The organism is Alteromonas sp. BL110 (assembly GCF_003443615.1).
Taxonomy (GTDB): domain Bacteria; phylum Pseudomonadota; class Gammaproteobacteria; order Enterobacterales; family Alteromonadaceae; genus Alteromonas.
In genome coordinates, this window is record NZ_CP031967.1 from 1,557,467 (window position 1) to 1,575,643 (window position 18,177).

16 protein-coding genes and 2 pseudogenes are annotated in these 18,177 nt (G+C 42.7%); 6 read left to right on the forward strand and 12 right to left on the reverse strand.

Going from position 1 to position 18,177, the window contains the following annotated elements:
- Window positions 1-314: 314 nt before the first annotated feature.
- From D1814_RS06770 to rpoZ, 7 genes are all read right to left on the reverse strand, one after another.
- Window positions 315-788, reverse strand: coding sequence for a peroxiredoxin (locus D1814_RS06770; protein ID WP_025257007.1), 474 nt, complete (start codon window positions 786-788; stop codon window positions 315-317).
- A gap of 1 nt (window position 789) precedes the next feature.
- Entirely contained in the window at window positions 790-1,575 is a 786-nt protein-coding gene (locus D1814_RS06775) for a class I SAM-dependent methyltransferase (protein ID WP_118490771.1), read from the reverse strand.
- Window positions 1,568-3,640 carry an ATP-dependent DNA helicase RecG gene (gene recG, locus D1814_RS06780; RefSeq protein WP_025257009.1) on the reverse strand — a complete coding sequence of 691 codons (2,073 nt, stop codon included), beginning with the start codon at window positions 3,638-3,640 and terminating at the stop codon, window positions 1,568-1,570. Before recG ends, D1814_RS06775 begins: the two co-directional genes overlap by 8 nt.
- 192 nt (window positions 3,641-3,832) lie before the next feature.
- A complete protein-coding gene (trmH, locus tag D1814_RS06785) occupies window positions 3,833-4,540 on the reverse strand; it encodes a tRNA (guanosine(18)-2'-O)-methyltransferase TrmH (RefSeq protein ID WP_025257010.1) in 708 nt (235 codons plus the stop codon).
- Between the two features lie 3 nt (window positions 4,541-4,543).
- Window positions 4,544-4,930 (reverse strand): RidA family protein, encoded by a 387-nt coding sequence (locus tag D1814_RS06790; protein WP_025257011.1) that lies wholly within the window; start codon window positions 4,928-4,930, stop codon window positions 4,544-4,546.
- A gap of 24 nt (window positions 4,931-4,954) precedes the next feature.
- Window positions 4,955-7,066, reverse strand: a complete 2,112-nt coding sequence (gene spoT / locus D1814_RS06795; protein WP_118490773.1) for a bifunctional GTP diphosphokinase/guanosine-3',5'-bis pyrophosphate 3'-pyrophosphohydrolase — start codon at window positions 7,064-7,066, stop codon at window positions 4,955-4,957.
- A gap of 141 nt (window positions 7,067-7,207) precedes the next feature.
- Window positions 7,208-7,480: a DNA-directed RNA polymerase subunit omega gene (rpoZ, locus tag D1814_RS06800; protein ID WP_118490775.1), complete on the reverse strand. Its 273-nt coding sequence runs from the start codon at window positions 7,478-7,480 to the stop codon at window positions 7,208-7,210.
- Between the two features lie 478 nt (window positions 7,481-7,958).
- On the opposite strand from rpoZ, the gene D1814_RS06805 reads away from it, so the two are divergent.
- Window positions 7,959-10,145: a winged helix-turn-helix domain-containing protein gene (locus D1814_RS06805; protein ID WP_118490777.1), complete on the forward strand. Its 2,187-nt coding sequence runs from the start codon at window positions 7,959-7,961 to the stop codon at window positions 10,143-10,145.
- Window positions 10,146-10,924: 779 nt separating this feature from the next.
- On the forward strand, window positions 10,925-11,173 hold the full coding sequence (locus D1814_RS06810; RefSeq protein WP_118490779.1) for a hypothetical protein: 249 nt from the start codon (window positions 10,925-10,927) through the stop codon (window positions 11,171-11,173).
- A gap of 252 nt (window positions 11,174-11,425) precedes the next feature.
- Here the strand turns inward: D1814_RS06810 and tnpC are convergent.
- Window positions 11,426-12,536 (reverse strand): annotated as a pseudogene (gene tnpC, locus D1814_RS19800) (IS66 family transposase).
- A gap of 86 nt (window positions 12,537-12,622) precedes the next feature.
- Window positions 12,623-12,817 (reverse strand): hypothetical protein, encoded by a 195-nt coding sequence (locus tag D1814_RS19560; protein ID WP_232368995.1) that lies wholly within the window; start codon window positions 12,815-12,817, stop codon window positions 12,623-12,625.
- A gap of 162 nt (window positions 12,818-12,979) precedes the next feature.
- Between D1814_RS19560 and tnpB the strand changes: the two genes are divergently transcribed.
- Window positions 12,980-13,078 (forward strand): IS66 family insertion sequence element accessory protein TnpB, encoded by a 99-nt coding sequence (tnpB, locus tag D1814_RS19805; protein WP_162889823.1) that lies wholly within the window; start codon window positions 12,980-12,982, stop codon window positions 13,076-13,078.
- 299 nt (window positions 13,079-13,377) lie between these two features.
- Here tnpB and D1814_RS06830 read toward each other — a convergent pair whose 3' ends face one another.
- Together D1814_RS06830 and D1814_RS19415 are read right to left on the reverse strand one after the other, a co-directional pair.
- On the reverse strand, window positions 13,378-13,527 hold the full coding sequence (locus D1814_RS06830) for a class IIb bacteriocin, lactobin A/cerein 7B family (protein ID WP_118490783.1): 150 nt from the start codon (window positions 13,525-13,527) through the stop codon (window positions 13,378-13,380).
- 10 nt (window positions 13,528-13,537) lie between these two features.
- Window positions 13,538-13,681 (reverse strand): hypothetical protein, encoded by a 144-nt coding sequence (locus D1814_RS19415; RefSeq protein ID WP_162889824.1) that lies wholly within the window; start codon window positions 13,679-13,681, stop codon window positions 13,538-13,540.
- A gap of 1,078 nt (window positions 13,682-14,759) precedes the next feature.
- Here D1814_RS19415 and D1814_RS06840 point away from each other — a divergent pair.
- The 3 genes from D1814_RS06840 (at window position 14,760) to D1814_RS06850 (ending at window position 16,734) form a co-directional block, all read left to right on the forward strand.
- Window positions 14,760-15,641 carry a TraB/GumN family protein gene (locus D1814_RS06840; protein ID WP_118490785.1) on the forward strand — a complete coding sequence of 294 codons (882 nt, stop codon included), beginning with the start codon at window positions 14,760-14,762 and terminating at the stop codon, window positions 15,639-15,641.
- Window positions 15,642-16,318: 677 nt separating this feature from the next.
- Complete coding sequence (locus tag D1814_RS06845; protein ID WP_118490787.1) at window positions 16,319-16,525, forward strand: bacteriocin-like peptide; 207 nt, start codon at window positions 16,319-16,321, stop codon at window positions 16,523-16,525.
- A gap of 14 nt (window positions 16,526-16,539) precedes the next feature.
- Entirely contained in the window at window positions 16,540-16,734 is a 195-nt protein-coding gene (locus D1814_RS06850) for a Blp family class II bacteriocin (RefSeq protein WP_118490789.1), read from the forward strand.
- A 1,066-nt stretch (window positions 16,735-17,800) separates the two neighbouring features.
- On the opposite strand, the pseudogene D1814_RS06865 reads toward D1814_RS06850, so the two are convergent.
- Window positions 17,801-18,091: pseudogene (locus D1814_RS06865) on the reverse strand (IS66 family transposase); the annotation flags it as partial.
- Between the last annotated feature and the right edge of the window lie 86 nt (window positions 18,092-18,177).

Sequence of the window (18,177 nt, forward strand, 5' to 3'; positions counted from 1 at the left end):
CTTATTATCATTAAGCAAGTAAAGGTAACTAACCGAGGCTACATGCTAAGTAACGCAGTGCATCGGTCTTACGCTAGGCTTTAATTTTTCTACGTTTTTCACCAAGATAATGCAGGTTAAATGATTAACCTTCGCTGAACACTTTGATATTCAACGCAATTAGCAAACTGTGAGATCATAGTTTGGTTACATTTTAATGAAAATAGCGGCCAAGTATACGCATATATAAATTAATGAATATTCACAAAAAGCTAAAAGAAAAAAGCCCGCAACAATTGTTGCGGGCTTTGAGTAATTAACGCCTTTTGAAAAAATTAAAGGCTATCTAACATGCTCTGGGCATCGCTTACGTCAAAACGACCAGGGTCTTCAACGTTTAGCTTTTTCACTTCGCCATCTTCTACTAGCATAGAATAGCGTAGCGAACGCAAGCCACCGAAGTTACCTGTACTCATGTCTAAGCCAATTTGCTTGGTAAAGAAACCATTACCGTCGGCCAGCATAGTAATTTCTTCTGCATTATTTGCTTTACCCCATGCATCCATAACGAATGCATCGTTCACACTAAGGCAAATAATACTATCAACACCTTTTGCCTTAAGCTTATCAGCAAGCGCTACATAGCCTGGCAAATGTGCTTGTGAGCAAGTAGGTGTAAAAGCGCCAGGTACTGCGAATAGTACAACGCGCTTTTCCGAAAACATTTCGTTCGTTCCTGGGTTAGTTATTTCGCCATTTTCTAAAAGGCTAAAATCTACTTCAGGCAAAGTGCCCCCAACTTGTATCATGCTACTCTCCTAGATTTTTTTGACACAAATACACATCAAATCTGTGTTTTTTGCTTTCAATAGCCATTGATGCTTTTATTCCTGCCAGCACATCTGCACTGTTTGGGCGTTTAACCACTACCCGGTGCGTAGCTAGCTTTAGTGCTGGCGGTAACAGCGCATCTGCGTCTGGGTCATGACCAAGCAGTTGCTGAAACAGCCGCATTTCCTTTTTCACCAAGGCTGACTTCTTTTTGTGTGGGAACATGGGGTCTAGATAAATAGCGTTCACATTCTCACCAGTGAAGTATTGCATTACCTCAGCGCTATTTCCATGCTGAAGCGACATTTTAGCTGCAAGTTCTGGAAAACTAAGTGCTAATCTGCGAATACCATCTTCAAGCAAGGCGGCAACCACAGGCGATCGTTCAATCATAGTGACCTTGCAGCCCACGCTAACCAACACAAAGGCATCACGCCCAAGTCCTGGCGTTGCATCTACCACATGCCACGCTTCATTGCCTTTAAGGCCAATAGCTTTAACTATGGGTTCTTTTCGCCCACCGCCATGTTGCTTGCGATATAAGCTGGCCGGTGACGCAAAATCTACTTCAACGGGATGCACTTTTTTCTCACCTGCGTCAGCAAGGCCCAGCACGCCATTTTGCACCTGTAGATACAAGCCTTCGTCGGGCTTTTCACCATCACTGATAACAGGAAAGCCCCATTTTTCGCTGATTGCGCTTATTAATTCGGCGTCATCGCGACTTGTGTCATTGAAGATAACTAAAGGCACACTTTTAAGCATGGCCGTATTGCTCCTTATGCCCTATCCATCTATTAATGATAGCTTGAGCGTGAGACGGGTATTTGTCCCAAAGGGTATAGGCAATTTCTTGTACTTTAGGAATAAGAGCAGCATCGCGTACTAGATCAGCTATTTTAAGCTCCGCCATTCCGGTTTGTTTCGTACCCATAAATTCACCCGGCCCTCGAATTTCCAGATCACGCTGGGCAATATAAAACCCGTCGTTAGACTCACGCAGTACACCAAGGCGCTGAGTAGCGGTTTTAGATAGCGGACTTTGGTACATAAGTACACACTGACTTTCTACTGCACCACGACCAACTCGGCCTCGTAACTGGTGAAGCTGTGCCAAACCCAGGCGCTCAGGGTTTTCTATTATCATGATGCTGGCATTAGGTACGTCTACACCTACCTCAATAACCGTCGTAGCCACCAGTAAGTCCAGCTTACCGTCTTTAAAGTCGGCCATAACCTGTGCTTTTTCAGCAGGCTTTAACCGTCCATGAACTAAGCCTACTTGCAAATCTGGCAATGCGGTACGCAAGGTTACCGCAGCGTCTTCAGCTGCCTGACACTCCAACACTTCCGACTCATCGATAAGCGTACACACCCAATAAGCCTGTCTGCCATTATCTTTACACGCCTGACGCACGCGTTCTATCACATCGGCGCGGCGTGTATCAGGAAGCACCACGGTTTGTACCGGCGTTCTGCCGGGCGGCAGTTCATCAATTATCGAAGTATCTAAATCGGCATAAGCTGTCATGGCCAATGTTCTTGGAATAGGCGTTGCCGTCATAATTAACTGGTGAGGATAGCGACCTTGTTGTTCGCCTTTATCACGCAGAGCTAAACGCTGATGTACACCGAAACGGTGCTGCTCATCCACAATAACCAGCGCTAGCTGCTGATAGTTCACGCTTTCTTGGAAAATGGCGTGAGTACCCACCAACATTTGAATATCACCAGCCTCTAAGCGCGCCATAACTTCATTGCGCGCTTTACCTTTCAGCTTTCCGGCAAGCCAGCCCACTTCAATACCTAGTGGCTCTAGCCAACCTCGAAAGTTATTGGCGTGTTGCTCGGCCAATAGCTCTGTTGGTGCCATTAACGCTACCTGGTGCCCAGCGCCAATGGCCGATAACGCGGCCAGTGCTGCAACTAAGGTTTTACCCGAGCCCACATCACCTTGTACAAGGCGCATCATAGGCCGCGCGTGCTGCATATCTTTTTGTATATCTTCGACTACCCTTGCCTGTGCACCGGTAGGCGAAAACGGCAGCTGAGCTAGCATTTTATCGATAAGCGGTTGGTTAACCTTAATAGGAATACCAGGCTGCGCGTCTGATTGCTTTCGTACCTTAAGCACACTTAAATGATGAGACAGCAGTTCTTCCAGAATTAATCGATATTGAGCAGGGTGCAGCCCCTCTTCCATTTCATGTACGTCTACATCAGGCGGCGGGCGGTGCACCAAATGAAGCGCTTCGTTAAGGCTAATCTGATCGTCATAAATGCCTTCTGGTAGCAAATCGGCCAACGCGCCTTTATCTAAAAGCTGTAAGGCTTGGTCAGTTAAATTGCGCAAAGTAAGTTGTTTTACGCCATCTGTCGTCGGGTAAACCGGCGTAAGTGACTCTTCTGTGGGTGGCGCGTCTTCGTCCACTAGCTTAAATTCAGGGTGCATCATTTCAATGCCCCACTTGCCAGTACGCACTTCGCCGAAACAGCGCACCGTGTTTCCTGGCGTCATGATAGACCGCTGTACGGCGCCAAAGTGGAAAAACCTAAGGGTTATTGTACCTGTGCCGTCGCTTAGCTTTACCACGAGCATGCGTTTCTTGCCGTATTGAATGTCGGCACTCATTACCTCGCCCTGTACGCTTACATGGGTAAACGGGCGGCATTCTGCCACGCTGTAAATACGGGTTCTGTCTTCGTAGCGATGAGGGAGGTGAAACAGAATATCTTGAAGGGTAAACAAGCCAATTTTATTGAGCTTTTCTGCCACCTTTGCGCCTACGCCTTTAAGCGCAGTTATGGGTGTAGTGGCCAGTGCTTGCATCAAGCGACATCCTTCTTATGAAACATAGTTTACTTAGCCTTTAAAGGGCACAAGCTGGTGTTATTCAACGTATTATTAGAAAAGAAGTGTAAAGGATTGTAGCAGGGTTGGCGAGTACGCTTTAGGCCAGTTTTTTACGCTGGCCCTATGCAAGTGAGAGCAAAAGTAAAAGCAAAACTTGTACGTTAGTTACTAGTCGGCTTCTAGCGCGTTAGCTTCTGCTTTCGTAATTTGCATTTCTTGCCACCAGCTATCTTCGGCATCCACTTCACCTAGAGTATTAATAGCAGGTAGTGGCAAACCTTTGCGTTGGCAAAGTTTATACAAACGAGGGTAACCATTTTGAAATGCCAATGCCTGGCATTCTTCTTCAGGTAACTGCTGGGTGTTGTACATACCCGCAATAGTACGCTGACGCTGGGCTTCATAAAGCACCAACGCTGCGGCTACCGATACATTTAGCGACTGCACCATGCCCATCATGGGAATAACGATGTCTTGATCGGCAATGGCTTTCGCCTCATCAGAGGCACCGTATTTCTCTTGGCCGAATAAGATAGCAGTAGGCTTTGTGTAATCAACATCGCGAAAATCTACCGCTGTATCAGATAAATGAGTGACCAGCACCTGCATACCTTGGCCTTTTAGCTCAGCCATTGCATCGCTAATACCATCGTGGTTGGTTTGGCGCACCCATTGCTGGCTGCCCATGGCCGTGCCACGTCGAAACTGGTATTTCTTTTCCCACACGGTGTGAACGCGATGAATTCCAACGGCGTCACAGGTTCGCACTATGGCAGAAACATTGTGAGGCTTATGCACATTTTCAAGACAAACCGTAAGGTCAGTTTGCCTTTTTTCCAACACATCTCTAATGCGTTGGTAACGCTCAGGTGACATGGCTTACTCCGGCAGTTCCATCACACCATCAATTTCAATTTGTGCGCCTTTAGGCAGCGCTGATACCTGAACGGCAGCGCGAGCTGGGTAAGGCTTATTGAAGTAACGGCTCATAATTTCGTTAACCGTTGCGAAGTGACCCAGATCAATCAGAAAGATATTCACTTTTACTAAGTCGTTCGTGGTGCCGCCAGCAGCGTCACAAACAGCTTTAATGTTTTCAAAAACTTGTACCGCTTGCGCTTCAAAATCGTCAGAAACCATTTCCATGGTTTCTGCAACCAATGGAATTTGGCCTGAAAGGTAAACAGTGGTGCCTGCTTTTACCGCTTGGCTGTAAGTACCAATAGCAGCAGGTGCCTTATCGGTCTGAATAATAGACTTAGACATAGTAGTTCCTAAATTTTGTAGTAATTAGTGTCGTGATTGACTATGACGAGACACTTTCTGAACTTCCGGCATGGTGCGTATTTTCTTCATTACTCGCGCCAAGTGCACTCGGTTGTGCGTGGTAAGTTCTAGGTCGATAAAGTAGATATTACTCTCTTTTTCTTCAGTTTGCAGACCAATGATGTTGGAATCGCACCCTGAAATAGTGTTCGTTAAAGTTGCCAGTGTGCCCTGATGGTTTATCAGTTCTATGCGCAGTGATGCTTTGAATTCACCCTGCGGGTTGTCGTCCCATTGCATAGGCAGCACGCGCTGAGGCTCTTCTCGAGTAAGCTTGCGAATGTTATTGCACCCAATTTGGTGAATAGTCATACCGCGGCCTGGGCTTAATACCGCTACAATTTCATCGTCAGGAATAGGATGGCAACAGCGAGAATAGTGCACAAGCAAGCCTTCTGTACCGCGAATAGCCACATTGCCTTTTTTGTCAGATAAATCAGTGGTGCTTTCACCTAATAAACGGCGCGCTACGATGGCGCTTAGCTCGTTACCAAGGCCAATATCTACTAACAAATCGTCAAAATTAGCGTGCTTGGTTTCCGCTACCACACGTTCGATATCTTCATTTGGAATATCGTCTAATTTAACGCTACCTAACGCATGGCGAAGCAGTCGGTTCCCCATGTTCACAGCTTCTTGAGAATGCTGTTTACGCAGGTATTGGCGGATACGCGTTCGCGCGCGGGCACTCACCACAAAGTTTAGCCAGTTCGCATTAGGCTTCGCTTTAGGCGAGGTAATAATTTCCACGGTTTGGCCGTTTTCAAGGGGCTTACTTAAGCTGAAGTTCCTGCGCTCAACGCGCACACCTACACAGGTATTACCTACATCAGAGTGTACCGCGTAGGCAAAGTCGACGGCGGTTGCGCCCGTTGGCAGCTCGATAATTCGCCCGTCTGGCGTAAATACGTAAATTTCATCAGGAAATAGATCAGTCTTAACCGATTCGATGAATTCAAACGATGAACTAGCCGATTGTTGTAGCTCAAGCAAGCTTTGCATCCACTTGCGAGCACGTAGCTGTGCAGTAGTACCATTATCGCCCGGCTCTTTATAAAGCCAGTGCGCAGCTACCCCTTTATCTGCCATTTGGTCCATTTCCTGGGTTCGAATTTGAATTTCAACAGGAATACCATGAGGACCAATTAACGACGTATGTAACGACTGATAGCCGTTAGTACGAGGAATAGCAATATAGTCTTTAAAGCGGTTTTCAATTGGCTTGTACAAACCATGCATGGCGCCAAGCGCGCGATAGCAGCTGTCTACTGATTTAACGACTATACGAAACGCATAAATATCCATTACCTCGTTGAACATAAGTTCTTTGTTTTTCATTTTTCGGTAAATGGAATACAGGTGCTTCTCACGGCCTAATACATCAGACTCTATCTCGTAGGCATCAAGGCGCGTGTTAAGCTCTTCGCGAATATTCTCGATGATTTCTTTACGATTTCCCCGCGCTTGACGTACCGCAGATTTTAATGCCCGATGACGCATGGGGTACATGGCCTGAAAACCTAAATCTTCAAGCTCATTTTTAATATCGTGAATACCCAAACGGTGGGCTATAGGTGCATATATTTCTAGCGTTTCGCGAGCTATACGACGGCGCTTATCAGGACGTAGAGAGCCCAGCGTGCGCATATTGTGGGTGCGGTCTGCAAGCTTAATAAGAATAACCCTGATGTCTTGCACCATGGCCATCATCATTTTGCGAAAGTTTTCCGCCTGCGCTTCTTGTTTAGTGCTAAAAGCAAGTTTATCTAGCTTACTAACACCTTCTACCAGTTCGGCAACGGTCTCACCAAACGCTTCAGCTAAATCTTCTTTGCTGTAATGGGTATCTTCAATAACGTCGTGAAGAAGCGCTGCCATGATCGTTTCGTGATCAAGGTGCATATCGGCAAGAATACCCGCGACAGCCACAGGGTGAGTAATATACGGATCGCCACTTGAACGCATTTGCCCATCGTGCGCATCTTGAGCTAGCACAAAAGAATCCTGAACCAGCTGAACGCGCTCTGCTGGCAAGTACTCTACAACTTTCTGCTTTAAACCTTCAAACAAATACACAGTGAAGCGTTACCCTTATATATCTTGACACCCTAAGAATACGTTTAATTGTGCAATAAGCCAATACACCAAAAGCAAAGCGCCAGTGCTTTTTTCAAAGCACTGGCGCCAAAATATCGATAAAACCGTTAAAAAGAGGTCTTATTGATCAGATAGAATATTTGCCACTGATGCAAATTCAGCGTGTTCTTGCTGCTCTTGTGCTTGAAGTTCTGCTTGTTCAAGAGTCGATGCAGTTACCAAACCTTCTTCAATTTCACGAAGCGCTGTTACCGTTGGCTTATCGTTTTGAACGTCAACCATAGGATCTTTGCCTCCAGTGGCAATTTGACGAGCACGGCGTGCAGCAACAAGCACTAGGTCAAAGCGGTTACCAATTTTATCTACGGCATCTTCTACAGTTACGCGAGCCATGTATTTCTCCGAAAATTAGGTTGAGCAAGTTATTCAAAAAACGGCCGCGTAGTATACACAGATACACTGCACGATCCTAGTATTTTGTTTGAATTTGAAGCAGTCAGATCGCAGGGCGACCTTATCGTTAATGAAATATTATTCCTAACTTGGACAATACTAACCAAAGGTAGTCGCGATCGTACCACTAAACCGTGAAACCCGAGGTATAAAGATAGAGCATCAACAGGCTAGAGATTTACTGTATAAGTTAATTTATCGTCGTATTATATATTGTAATAAAAAAGTAATATTAAATATTACAAAACATGTTTTAAAAAATGATTCCTTAACCTATCATAATGGTTAGGTTTTGTGTAGTGTTTTACTATTGATTGAATATTAGAATGCTAGGCTATTTCTTTAATCTGAATCGTAATATACCTGAAGAGCCCGACCTAGCACTTCATTTTTGTATCAAAGGGAATTGTGTGTTGAAATGGGACATGTAGTAGATAACGAGATCAGTTTTTCGAGAAAAATTAAGCATGTTATCTTGGGTCACTGGCATCTATCAATTAAACACCAAACTCTTAACGACGGTGACATTTCTAGAGAGCTAGAACCCCTTATTTTTGGTATCCTCGTATATTTTATCAGAAACAACGACAGAGTCATTACTAGGCAAGAGCTTGCCGATGAAGTATGGAAACAAAACTACGTTGACGACAACGCGATAAATCGAGCGATGTCTGAACTAAGAAAAGCGCTGAAGTCAGAAAAACAACGTGCACAGATCATCAAAACCCACTATCGCGTTGGCTATAGCCTCTCTGTAGTGCCCGAAGTTGAGTATATTGATGTATCGAAGCAAAAAGAAACACCAGTCTCCCCTGCTCCTTCAGAAGCGATAGAAAGCAGTGACATAGCTGAACGCACTGACTTTAAAATAACAAAAAAGATGAAATTCTTCCCTGGTGTCTTACTGACTCTCGTATTTGCCATCGCGGCTGCATATTACTTTACTTCAAGCAGAGCATCTAAATCACAGGAACAGAGCCCCGTTACAGTAAAAGAAACATTACTATCATGGAAAAAAGGTGTTTCAGTGGCGCCGTTAATGTCTAAAAGCAAGCGCTATCTTGCCTACACATACAAGGGTTCTGACGACACTTCTTTCGGTTTATACATTAAGAATACTGAAACACTTGAAGAGATGCGTCTTTCGGAAGATGGCGCACAGCTATATCCCATTGCATGGTCAGAAGAAGACAGTCTCTTTTATCAAATGGTGGATATGGAAGCGGAACAACCCTGTCAAGTATGGAAAGTCGATTTGGCAGAAAATGGTATTAACAGTAATCATAGCAAATTATTCGACTGTTACGGCATTAACTTACTGCACGCTGATACTTCTGACAATGGCAAAACCCTGCTATACACTAAATTTAACTACCGCAACATTCCGAATTTATCTTCTATTGTACATAGAGACCTAGAAAAAAACACTGAGTTCCAAATATCTTCGCCTCAGGTTTCAGAATTCGGAGACTATTTTGTTAAGATCTCACATTCCGGCAAAAAAGTAGCTATTTTACGCAAACAAGCTAAAGGCGTTAAAATACTTGTTGCAAACAAAGATGGAAGTAGCCCTCGAGAAGTGATTTCTGTTGATTACTTCGTCGATGCAATTGGCTGGTCAGAAGATGACTCTCGGCTTTTCTGGCTTAATCGCGATGGCACATCAATTGTGTCTCTATCAATAAACTCTTTGGAGTTGTCTTATCACACGTTGGACACAGAATCGGTAGAGGGTGGCAAAATTGGTATTAACCTGGTGGATGAAAGCACAATGATTATAGCAACCGATTATGCAGACTCAAACTTGTATAGTCTAAGTACCAACGAACTTCAGCCAAAAGATTTCTCGAGCACAAATCGTTTAGAAATAACAGCATCCTCATTACACAATAACGAGGCCATAATGTACTTAGTTGGCTGGAAAAAACAGGCGCTATGGAAGGCCGAAAACGGGTCTAGGCAAGAGTTATTTGATTCGATGCCGGATAAAAAAATCAGCTATATGGCCGTTGCCCCAAATGACGTTAAATTTGGGTTGGCAAATAAAGACTCAATTTACATCTACAACACTAAGTCACTTGAATTAGTAGATGAAATTAGTCCACCCGGTTTGATCAGCGATTTTTCGTGGCCGTTCAACAACACATTGCTCATCACATATGAAGTGGACGACAAAGCAAATGCTTGGTTTTATGACCTTGATTCAAAAAAATATGTGTTGATTGCCAAAGACGTCCTCGGCGCTGCAAGAGTCGTTAATGGCAATACTTTAGTTTATCTGAACTACGATCATAATCTTGTTAAGCAAAACCTTGATACTGGAGAGAAAACTATTGTGGTAGAACTATCTGCAGCAGCTAAGCTGCGCTGGACAGTTAATGAACGATTTATTTATTACACTGAAGATGCAACCACAGTATACCAAGTACCTCTAAATGATCAGAACAATAAGGTAAAGAAGGTTGCGCATACGCATGAAAAGGAAATATGGCGATTAACAGCTAATAATAGCGGAAAGCAGCCGGAGCTATTCCTCACATTAATAGAGCAGAAAAATAATATGCTGTTAAAGCTTGATATCGAATTTAAAGCGCCCCTCGATTGATGGATTTTAGTTTCGGTTTATAGCTACCATAATGAATCGACCAGACTATACTAGACTGATTTTCTGTTTAAATTCTTCTCTTTATTCGTTCTCGCTCGAATAGTTCGAAGAAGCTTTCTGCTACAACATTATCTTTGCAGTCGCTTCGACAAATTATTGTAGCCTTGAGTTCGTACTCTGTTATAAAGTCGCTGCATTCATAGCTTGTAAATTGACTAATCTGATCTGAGTTTGTACGTACCTGCTTTTAGACTTTCGTCTTCTAACTGTCGTTTTGACTTTGGCTTATCCATCCATGCATAGAACTTGGTTTACTGTATTGCAAGCGCTTGCCACCCAATTATCTCGGTCAATAACTTTTTAGTGGCCTGTATTTTAAACTCTTCTGTAAATCGCTAAGACATCTTTACTCCTTAGTACACATACTGAAAAAGCAATTTAGTGTCGAAGATAACCTAGACTATTCAAAAACTCGCGGATTCAACACTTATTAAACGCGATATTTGTACATATTTAGTTACATTTTAAAAATGTTAATATTATTAATTCCTGAGACATCATTATGAAACAGTAATGTTTACGCATAAGTAGCTGTTATTAATACACTTTGTTGATTTTTGACTTAGCCGTAATTTAGGTACAGGATTAGATGGACTTTCAGCTTGGGGTTGCTTTTATCAAATTATCGAGTTGTTAGTACTACTAAGAATCGAGACGCCTTATAGAGGCCGCTCGGTCAATATGTTGTTAACTTAAAGGGGAAGTGGACAGTACTATTTATGTACGAACTAACCGAAACTAACTTGTCAAATGTAACAGGTGGAAACGCAGACAGAGAAACAAACCAACTTATGGCATCTATGTTTGCTGGCGCGGTATCAGGAGGAAATGGATTCGTAATGGCAGGCGCTGCTTATTTAATGGGCTTAACATATGACTTTTCACCTTCAGGCAATACGGGGCCCTCTGGCCCTGCTTCAAATCATCTAACAACAGCCCAATTTAGAAGTATGCATCGGGGCGAGTAAACGAAAGATGAAAAACCGTTTATCCTATTGGAGTAATTTAATTTTCTCACTTATCACCTGTATGGTCATAATTGCGTGTTTTTTTACCCCAGATATGTTCATTGAATATAGCCTCATTAGATTGATAATTCTAATTGGTGGTGGACTCTTGCCCTTGAAATATCTTATTACAATAGGTTCTTTCTCGAAAAGTCGTGATTGATTACTTGCGTTAGTAAAATACGGTTTTCAGTAAGCGTCCGGCAATCCCACCTAGCACTTGGCAAACTGCCATAGTAGTAATTGCTCGATGTTAGGTTCCGGGTTGACGAGTTCATCAAGGCAAGTGCTCACTTACTCGAACACATTGAGGTCGTTGGCTTTTGCGGTTTCTATGAAGCTGTAGAGCACGGCGCTGGTGTTTGCACCTGTGGCGGTCTGGTTGAACAGCCAGTTTTTTCTGCCTATGACGAACGGCTTAATCGCGCTCAGCGCGATTATTATCAATGCTCAGTAATCCCGTGCATTGCCCAGCGCGACTATTGTGATAGTCATACAGCACGATATGAATGTTGGTGAATTGGGTGCATTACCAGTAGGTGAGTCAGCGCCACTAGCGTACAGCCACATATAGCTACGCACTTTCTCAGACTCAACCACTTTCAACGTGGTTTCATCCGCCGCGATAACCCGCTGTTGTAGCAGCTGTTGATGAAGCTGCTCATAAAGTGGTTTGTACAGCTTTGCGCAACGGATTATCCAATCAGCCATCGTTTTACAGCTTAGTTCGATACCATGCTGTTTAAACATCGCCTCTGGATGATAAAGCGGTAACCCATACTGATATTTACTGGTAATGATTTGCGCTAACAAGCTTGGCGTCGCATAACCTTTGGAGATAACGCTGTGAGGCACAAGTGCTTGTTTTACCCCGTTGCTTATTCTGTCCTTTTCACAGGTACGGCACGCATATTTGGGGCGAACATGCCCAATCATTTTAACCTGAGCTGGGATAAACTGAAGCTTCTCTGACTTATCTTCACCGATGCGATATAAGTCGCCCGAGCAACAGTCACAGATTTTTCTTCATCCGTAATGTCGTGAACGATAACTTCACGAGGTAGGTCTTTAGGTAGGGGATACGTGTCGGCTTATTACGGGTGTAGCGAATCGCTTCTTCGGCTGTCTCAGTTTCAACAACCAGCTCTTCCGCTTCATTGAACAACACATCTTGCCCAGGGTCGCCTTCAATGCTTTTACCGAACTGCTTGTGCTGGGCAATACGAAACTGCTTTTCAAGATATTGATAGCGCGACATAACTTGCGACAACATCTTTTTCAGTGTCGCTGGGTCGTCAGGTAAGTTTTCGACATCAATATTCATGACGTTGTTATCATGTAATAAGCCGCTGACTACCCGACATTATTAAGACTATTTCGTGATCTTTAATTGCTACTTATGATCACAGGTTATAAGCCGGATGTATTGTAGTGCAGCGGCTGATGGCCTGTGACATCGTAGCCCGATAATAGCCACTGTAACTGCTGTTCACTCACATGCATCTGCTGTTGGCGACAGAACTCCACCGCAGTAAGTCCACTTTGTTTTGTTTGTTCAAATAGATTGAGCCAGTCTTGGATGTCTCTTCGTTGATGTTGCTGCATGGTCATTCTCCTTAGCAAAGAGAAAACCATGCCGTAGCTAACTTATGAATTGAATGTGGGGATTACCGGACGGACACTTTTTTCATAGTCGCGTCCTGCGTTAATAATTGCAGAAAACTCCAATTAAGTTTGTCTTATTAATAGGGAAGTGGAAATCTTATTTTGAGCAACAAAAAGCGCAATAACGTCAAAGTACTCAATTGGGATAAAACGGGCTTTGCACTCTGGTATAAACGTCTCAAGAAGTACCACTTTACATGACCTGCCAATAAAAACTTACAGCAGGTTAATACGGGATAATAGTGGTATGAACGAAAAAGAACTTAAAAATCACTAACGCGCTTTTATGGATTTCAAAGTTAAGTACATTACAGTTAAAGAGACTAATATCGCTAATAACGATTTGTTAAACTGGATGCTATCATTCAATAGGTAATAAATTGAGAAGGAAAAAAATACTATCAGCGCGATGTCAAATATAACTTTAACTTTTTTCATTCTAGGCTCCGTTTGTGAACACAGTGAGCGGACGCTCACTGTGGTATCTTAGATTTAGATCATTATTCGCTTGTTAATGCAATTAAGGCGATATTAAGACCAATGTCTATTCCTACAGCTACTCCGATGATGAAAGGAACGACGCCACCATTAACTTCTTGCACCTGCTCCAGCGTTAATTCTTGAATATTGCTTGAATCAAAATTAGTCATGTATTTCCCCTTATTTCAATGCTGCGTAAATGCCTGCGCCAGCCGCTACTAAGCCAAGACCAGCACCTACACCTTTAATAAAAGCAGGGGCTGCTGCTAAAAATAATAGCCCACCGTTTACATCTTGCACTTGTTCAATTGTTAATTCACTCATGATTTATTCCTTATTTATGTGTTAAAAAAAATGAATAATTTTTCATCTTTACCTTATTACATTCTGAAATTAATGAAATATCCGCCAAATTTATCCATTAATATTATTGAATGTTGAGCGACAGTATTAAGTCGCCAAATAGATATTTAAACAAAAGCGTTAAAATCACAAGTTTAAGAAAAAACCCAAATACACACAAGAAAACAACAACTTGCAACCTTATATTACGAAACCATACGGCTTTTATAATAATTTATAATAGTGTTCGAGGATCCATTTAAATATAGGTGCCAAGAAATTTTACATCCGTAATTTACATTTAGCATATTCCGCCTTTTGTTACCGTGGGAACGGAGTCAAGTTTTTACTACTAAGTACAATGTAAGCAGTACATAGTGTCCGTCTGGTAATCTCTACGTTCAATTAATAAGTGAGCTACGCAAAGTTTTCTCTTTGCAAAGGAGAATGACCCTCAGCAACATCAACGAAGAGAAGTACAAGACTGTCTCAACTAATTTGAGCAAATAAACAAAGCGGACTCGCTGCGGTAGAATTTAGTTGCCAGCAGCAGACTAACGTTCAAACCTACTATGATCGACGTCATGATATTCAGCTTCAGCAAACTAGTAGTAAATTCGTTCAGGTGAAGCGTGAAGTCACGAAGGTCGAATCATATACCGAGGAAGTGGTCGGCTAACATCTTCTACAATCGGGGTGGCACAGCTAAGCGTGCCAATAATTGAGGTAGCTGGTTATCAAACTCTTTACTTAGTGCTTTGGGCTCGAGTATCAATCGTTCCCTCATATTTCTTACGCGACACATAAGTAAAAACCTATACAGCAATTCAACACTCATACTTTTTTTGCGTGATAATACCCTCATAAGATTTCATCAAAAACCCTACAAATATAGATAGAAGGTTACGAAAAAGCTTTTACTTACGGATAAAACTATAAGGCTTTCGTAAGAGAATAGTTTAATTTCTCCGGTTAAACTTGAGCGTGATCGTGCACAGCAGTAAGGACCGCTACTTGAAACACTTACTGATTCACTTTTAAACATATAAGGATTAACGTTATGAAAAACCTGTCATTAAAAATTGTAACACTTGCACTTGCCCTGGCTTGCTGGTCAACTAACACATTAGCAAGCGACGCAACAACGTCGGTTTGGAAAGTATCAAATGGGGAAGACACAGTGTATATAGGTGGCACTATACACATTTTGCCAATATCAGAATTTCCACTACCAGACGCTTTTAGCACTACCTATGAGAAAAGCGATACAATAGTGCTTGAAGCAGAATTACCAGCCCCTACTGATTTAGCTGCACAACGAAAAATAATGGCCGCAGTCGCCTACGAAGATGGCCAGTCTCTTAAAGATGAGCTTTCCGAAGAAACCTATGGCGCTCTCAATACCTATTTAAGCGCATTTGGTGCCACGGCAGACCAAGTGGCGAGCTTCAAGCCTGGAATGGTCGTCTCTATGCTTGTTGCTATGGAAGCCCAACGTAACCAATTGGCAGGCGAAGGAGTTGATGCCTATTTTAACCAACTAGCAAAACGCGACGGCAAAACAAGAGATTACTTGGAGACCTTAGACTTTCAAATCCAAATGATGGCAAACATGGGCGAAGGCGAAGAAGATCGCTTTATCTCTGAAACCCTAACCACATTACCCGAACTTAAAGAACTGCTTACACAAACTATTAAGGCATGGAGAAACGGCGATACCGAAGAAATAAACGAATATGTTGTTGAAAAGTTTAAACGTGAGTCACCCGTATCTTTTAACGAAGTATTTACTCAGCGAAACGCGAACTGGGTGCCACATATTGAGGCCATGTTCGGCGACGAAGATCAAGAGTTTATATTGGTTGGTGCAGGTCACCTTGTAGGTGAAGGTAACGTCCTTAAGTTACTAGAAAATAAAGGATATAAAATAGAGCAACTTTAACGCCACACCACCGCTACTTTTAGTAATGCCAAGCCTATAGGAATAAACTGGCTTGGCATTACTTACCGCTAAGCAAGCAAGGCTTTTGAACTACGCTAAGGTACATTCGGTGAGTCACTCATATTTATCTTTGGTCCTGCGGTAAGGGTCGCGAGCTTTAGCGTAGACTATTCTTTTGGTTCGATTTTTTACACGCCTCAAGCCTCTAAATGCCCATAGCGGCTCGTTCGCCGCCCGGCAAATGACATAGACAATTTCGATTTAACCTGACAAGACAAATAAGCATTCATTCGAAGACTGCTCTACACATGGCTTTTTTCAATGTATTGTAGCTTTTTAGCTAAGCATTGCCTGCATGAGGTTTAATTAATTAGATAGCACCTTTGCATATTCACCCATTACTAGTTTTAAATGGCAAAAACATATCAAATTACAGATATTATAAATGCTAATAAATCGTTACTAAACAATAACAATTAAACGCAAACTATTGAAAATAGTAAACTATGTAATTTTTGACAAGGCCGTAAAATAAAGACAATTTAGAGACCGTACTTCAACAAGTTTTGGGATTTAAGACTAAAACCGATGATTGAAGTTACTCACAAGAATCATAACTTCTCTGGCGGGAGATATGGTTCGTTATTGTTAATTTAATTTTATAAGCGAGATTTGTAATGAAAGAACTAAATTGTAACGACCTATCAATTGTAAACGGTGGCGGTGCTGCAGAGTTTGCATGTTATAGCGGCTTCACTGCATTAGGCGCACTAGGTGGTTTTATAGCTGGTGGTATTGCTACTGCAGGGTTGGGAATGGGGCCAGGAGCACTGTGGGGAGCGGGTCTGGGTTCTAGAATTGGTAGCGCTGTTTGTTATCCATAAACTAAGGAGTGGTCATGAAAACATTAGCTCAAAAAGAGATACAGTCTGTTAACGGCGGTATCGATTGTATGGATGCATTCACGATTGGCGGGAGTGTTCTTGGAGGTTTCGCCGGTGGTTATTTTGGCGGTTTTGCTGGTGCTCGCTATGGAATTGCCGGTGGCGCAATACTTGGAGGAGCGGCTGGCGCTTACTTCTGTTACCCATAAGCGTCTTTGGAGGTAGCGGTTAGCTACCTCATTTTTAAGCGTTAAAAGATGAGTTATTAATGAGCCAGAGTACACCTATGAACATAAAGTCTTTTTTTTTACTGATTATATATTTGGGCATATACGCTCCTATTTGGGGTGTTTTACTCGCCATTTTTATTCAAACACTAGAAAATCACGATTATGGTTTCGCTTTTCTAATCGCTATAGTGTTAGGTCCTCTTCTATTGTTAATCCTTGCCTGTTCTCGATATTCGATGTTTGTAAAAGGGCAAAAGCTCGTCGTCGCTTCTTTTCCTCAATACATTTCTTTTTCACTCGCGCAAGTTGCTAACGTTACTATCGAGAAAAAGCATATCATCGTTGAGAAAAATAACGGAGCGGTTAAAGAGATATCTTTTTTGTTCCCACCAAAATACTACATAGACACGAAATCGTGTAGGGAGAGGATTCCAGGCTTGAAGTTGTAGAGCGAGCAACCGTGCTTATTTTCATAGGCATACATTACTCGGCCGTACACGTCCGCTAATCCCAGCTAGCGCTCAGAGCGAATATTATCGATACTCAGCTGGCCGTCGAGTGTTTAACGTGCAAGCTTTTCTCATTGGTTCTCAGTCGGTATCCAGTACAATGAGGGATATCGGTATGACTGCTCTCAATGGGGCGTGGGCTGGTGCTACCATTGGATCAGAAGCGGGTCTTGCGGGTTCAGTAGCTTCAGCTGGTGCTGGGTTGTTCATGAATGAGTTTCTGGATTAAGAAACTATTTTTGGGGTCTAGTTTCAAGGCCCTTTTCTTTTAAATTAGTATTAGCATGCAGAATTTAAATTGGATTGGATTAGGAATTGGCATATTTCTGGGTGGCTCACTTGCTTTAGTTATCACACGAATATTTGGTCTTAATGTAGGCTTAAATGAAGGTTCAGTTGTATTTATTTTTATGTTGATATTCGGCTTAATCGGCAAAAAAATAGGTGCGGACTTCTCTATAGGTTCAAAGTCTAAAATCTAATGAAAGCAGCAACAGAATGTAAGCGTCCGCTAATCCCACCTAGCGCTTAGCGAATTACCATGGTAGTAGTTGCTCGATATCGTCATTGGCTCGACCGAGCTCATCCAGGCAAGTCATCACATACTCGAACACATTAGGGTCGTTGGCTTTGGCGGTTTCGATGATGCTGTAGAGCACTGCGCTGGCATTCGCACCATTAGCAGTCTGGCTGAACAACCAGTTCTTCCGGCCGATGACGAACGGTTTTATCGCGCGCTCTGCAGGGTTATTGTCGCTGGCGAGGTGACCATCGAGTGTGTATCGAACCAGCTTCTGCCATTGGTTTAAGCAGTATTTTATCGCTTCAATGTTAAGTTCTTGAGGTTAGCCTTACCGCTCGTGTGCACCTTTCTTTTTAATTAATTTACTCAACTAAGAAGGGTCTAATGAAT

Bases quoted from the DNA above. Each gene is read 5' to 3' on its own strand.
- D1814_RS06830 (WP_118490783.1), bottom strand. From the start codon at position 13,527: ATGACTAATTTTGATTCAAGCAATATTCAAGAATTAACGCTGGAGCAG.
- trmH (WP_025257010.1), bottom strand. From the start codon at position 4,540: ATGTCACCTGAGCGTTACCAACGCATTAGAGATGTGTTGGAAAAAAGG.
- D1814_RS06810 (WP_118490779.1), top strand. From the start codon at position 10,925: ATGTACGAACTAACCGAAACTAACTTGTCAAATGTAACAGGTGGAAAC.
- D1814_RS06775 (WP_118490771.1), bottom strand. From the start codon at position 1,575: ATGCTTAAAAGTGTGCCTTTAGTTATCTTCAATGACACAAGTCGCGAT.
- D1814_RS06770 (WP_025257007.1), bottom strand. From the start codon at position 788: ATGATACAAGTTGGGGGCACTTTGCCTGAAGTAGATTTTAGCCTTTTA.
- rpoZ (WP_118490775.1), bottom strand. From the start codon at position 7,480: ATGGCTCGCGTAACTGTAGAAGATGCCGTAGATAAAATTGGTAACCGC.
- D1814_RS19560 (WP_232368995.1), bottom strand. From the start codon at position 12,817: ATGCAGCAACATCAACGAAGAGACATCCAAGACTGGCTCAATCTATTT.
- D1814_RS06840 (WP_118490785.1), top strand. From the start codon at position 14,760: ATGAAAAACCTGTCATTAAAAATTGTAACACTTGCACTTGCCCTGGCT.
- D1814_RS19415 (WP_162889824.1), bottom strand. From the start codon at position 13,681: ATGAGTGAATTAACAATTGAACAAGTGCAAGATGTAAACGGTGGGCTA.
- D1814_RS06805 (WP_118490777.1), top strand. From the start codon at position 7,959: ATGGGACATGTAGTAGATAACGAGATCAGTTTTTCGAGAAAAATTAAG.
- D1814_RS06845 (WP_118490787.1), top strand. From the start codon at position 16,319: ATGAAAGAACTAAATTGTAACGACCTATCAATTGTAAACGGTGGCGGT.
- D1814_RS06850 (WP_118490789.1), top strand. From the start codon at position 16,540: ATGAAAACATTAGCTCAAAAAGAGATACAGTCTGTTAACGGCGGTATC.
- D1814_RS06790 (WP_025257011.1), bottom strand. From the start codon at position 4,930: ATGTCTAAGTCTATTATTCAGACCGATAAGGCACCTGCTGCTATTGGT.
- recG (WP_025257009.1), bottom strand. From the start codon at position 3,640: ATGCAAGCACTGGCCACTACACCCATAACTGCGCTTAAAGGCGTAGGC.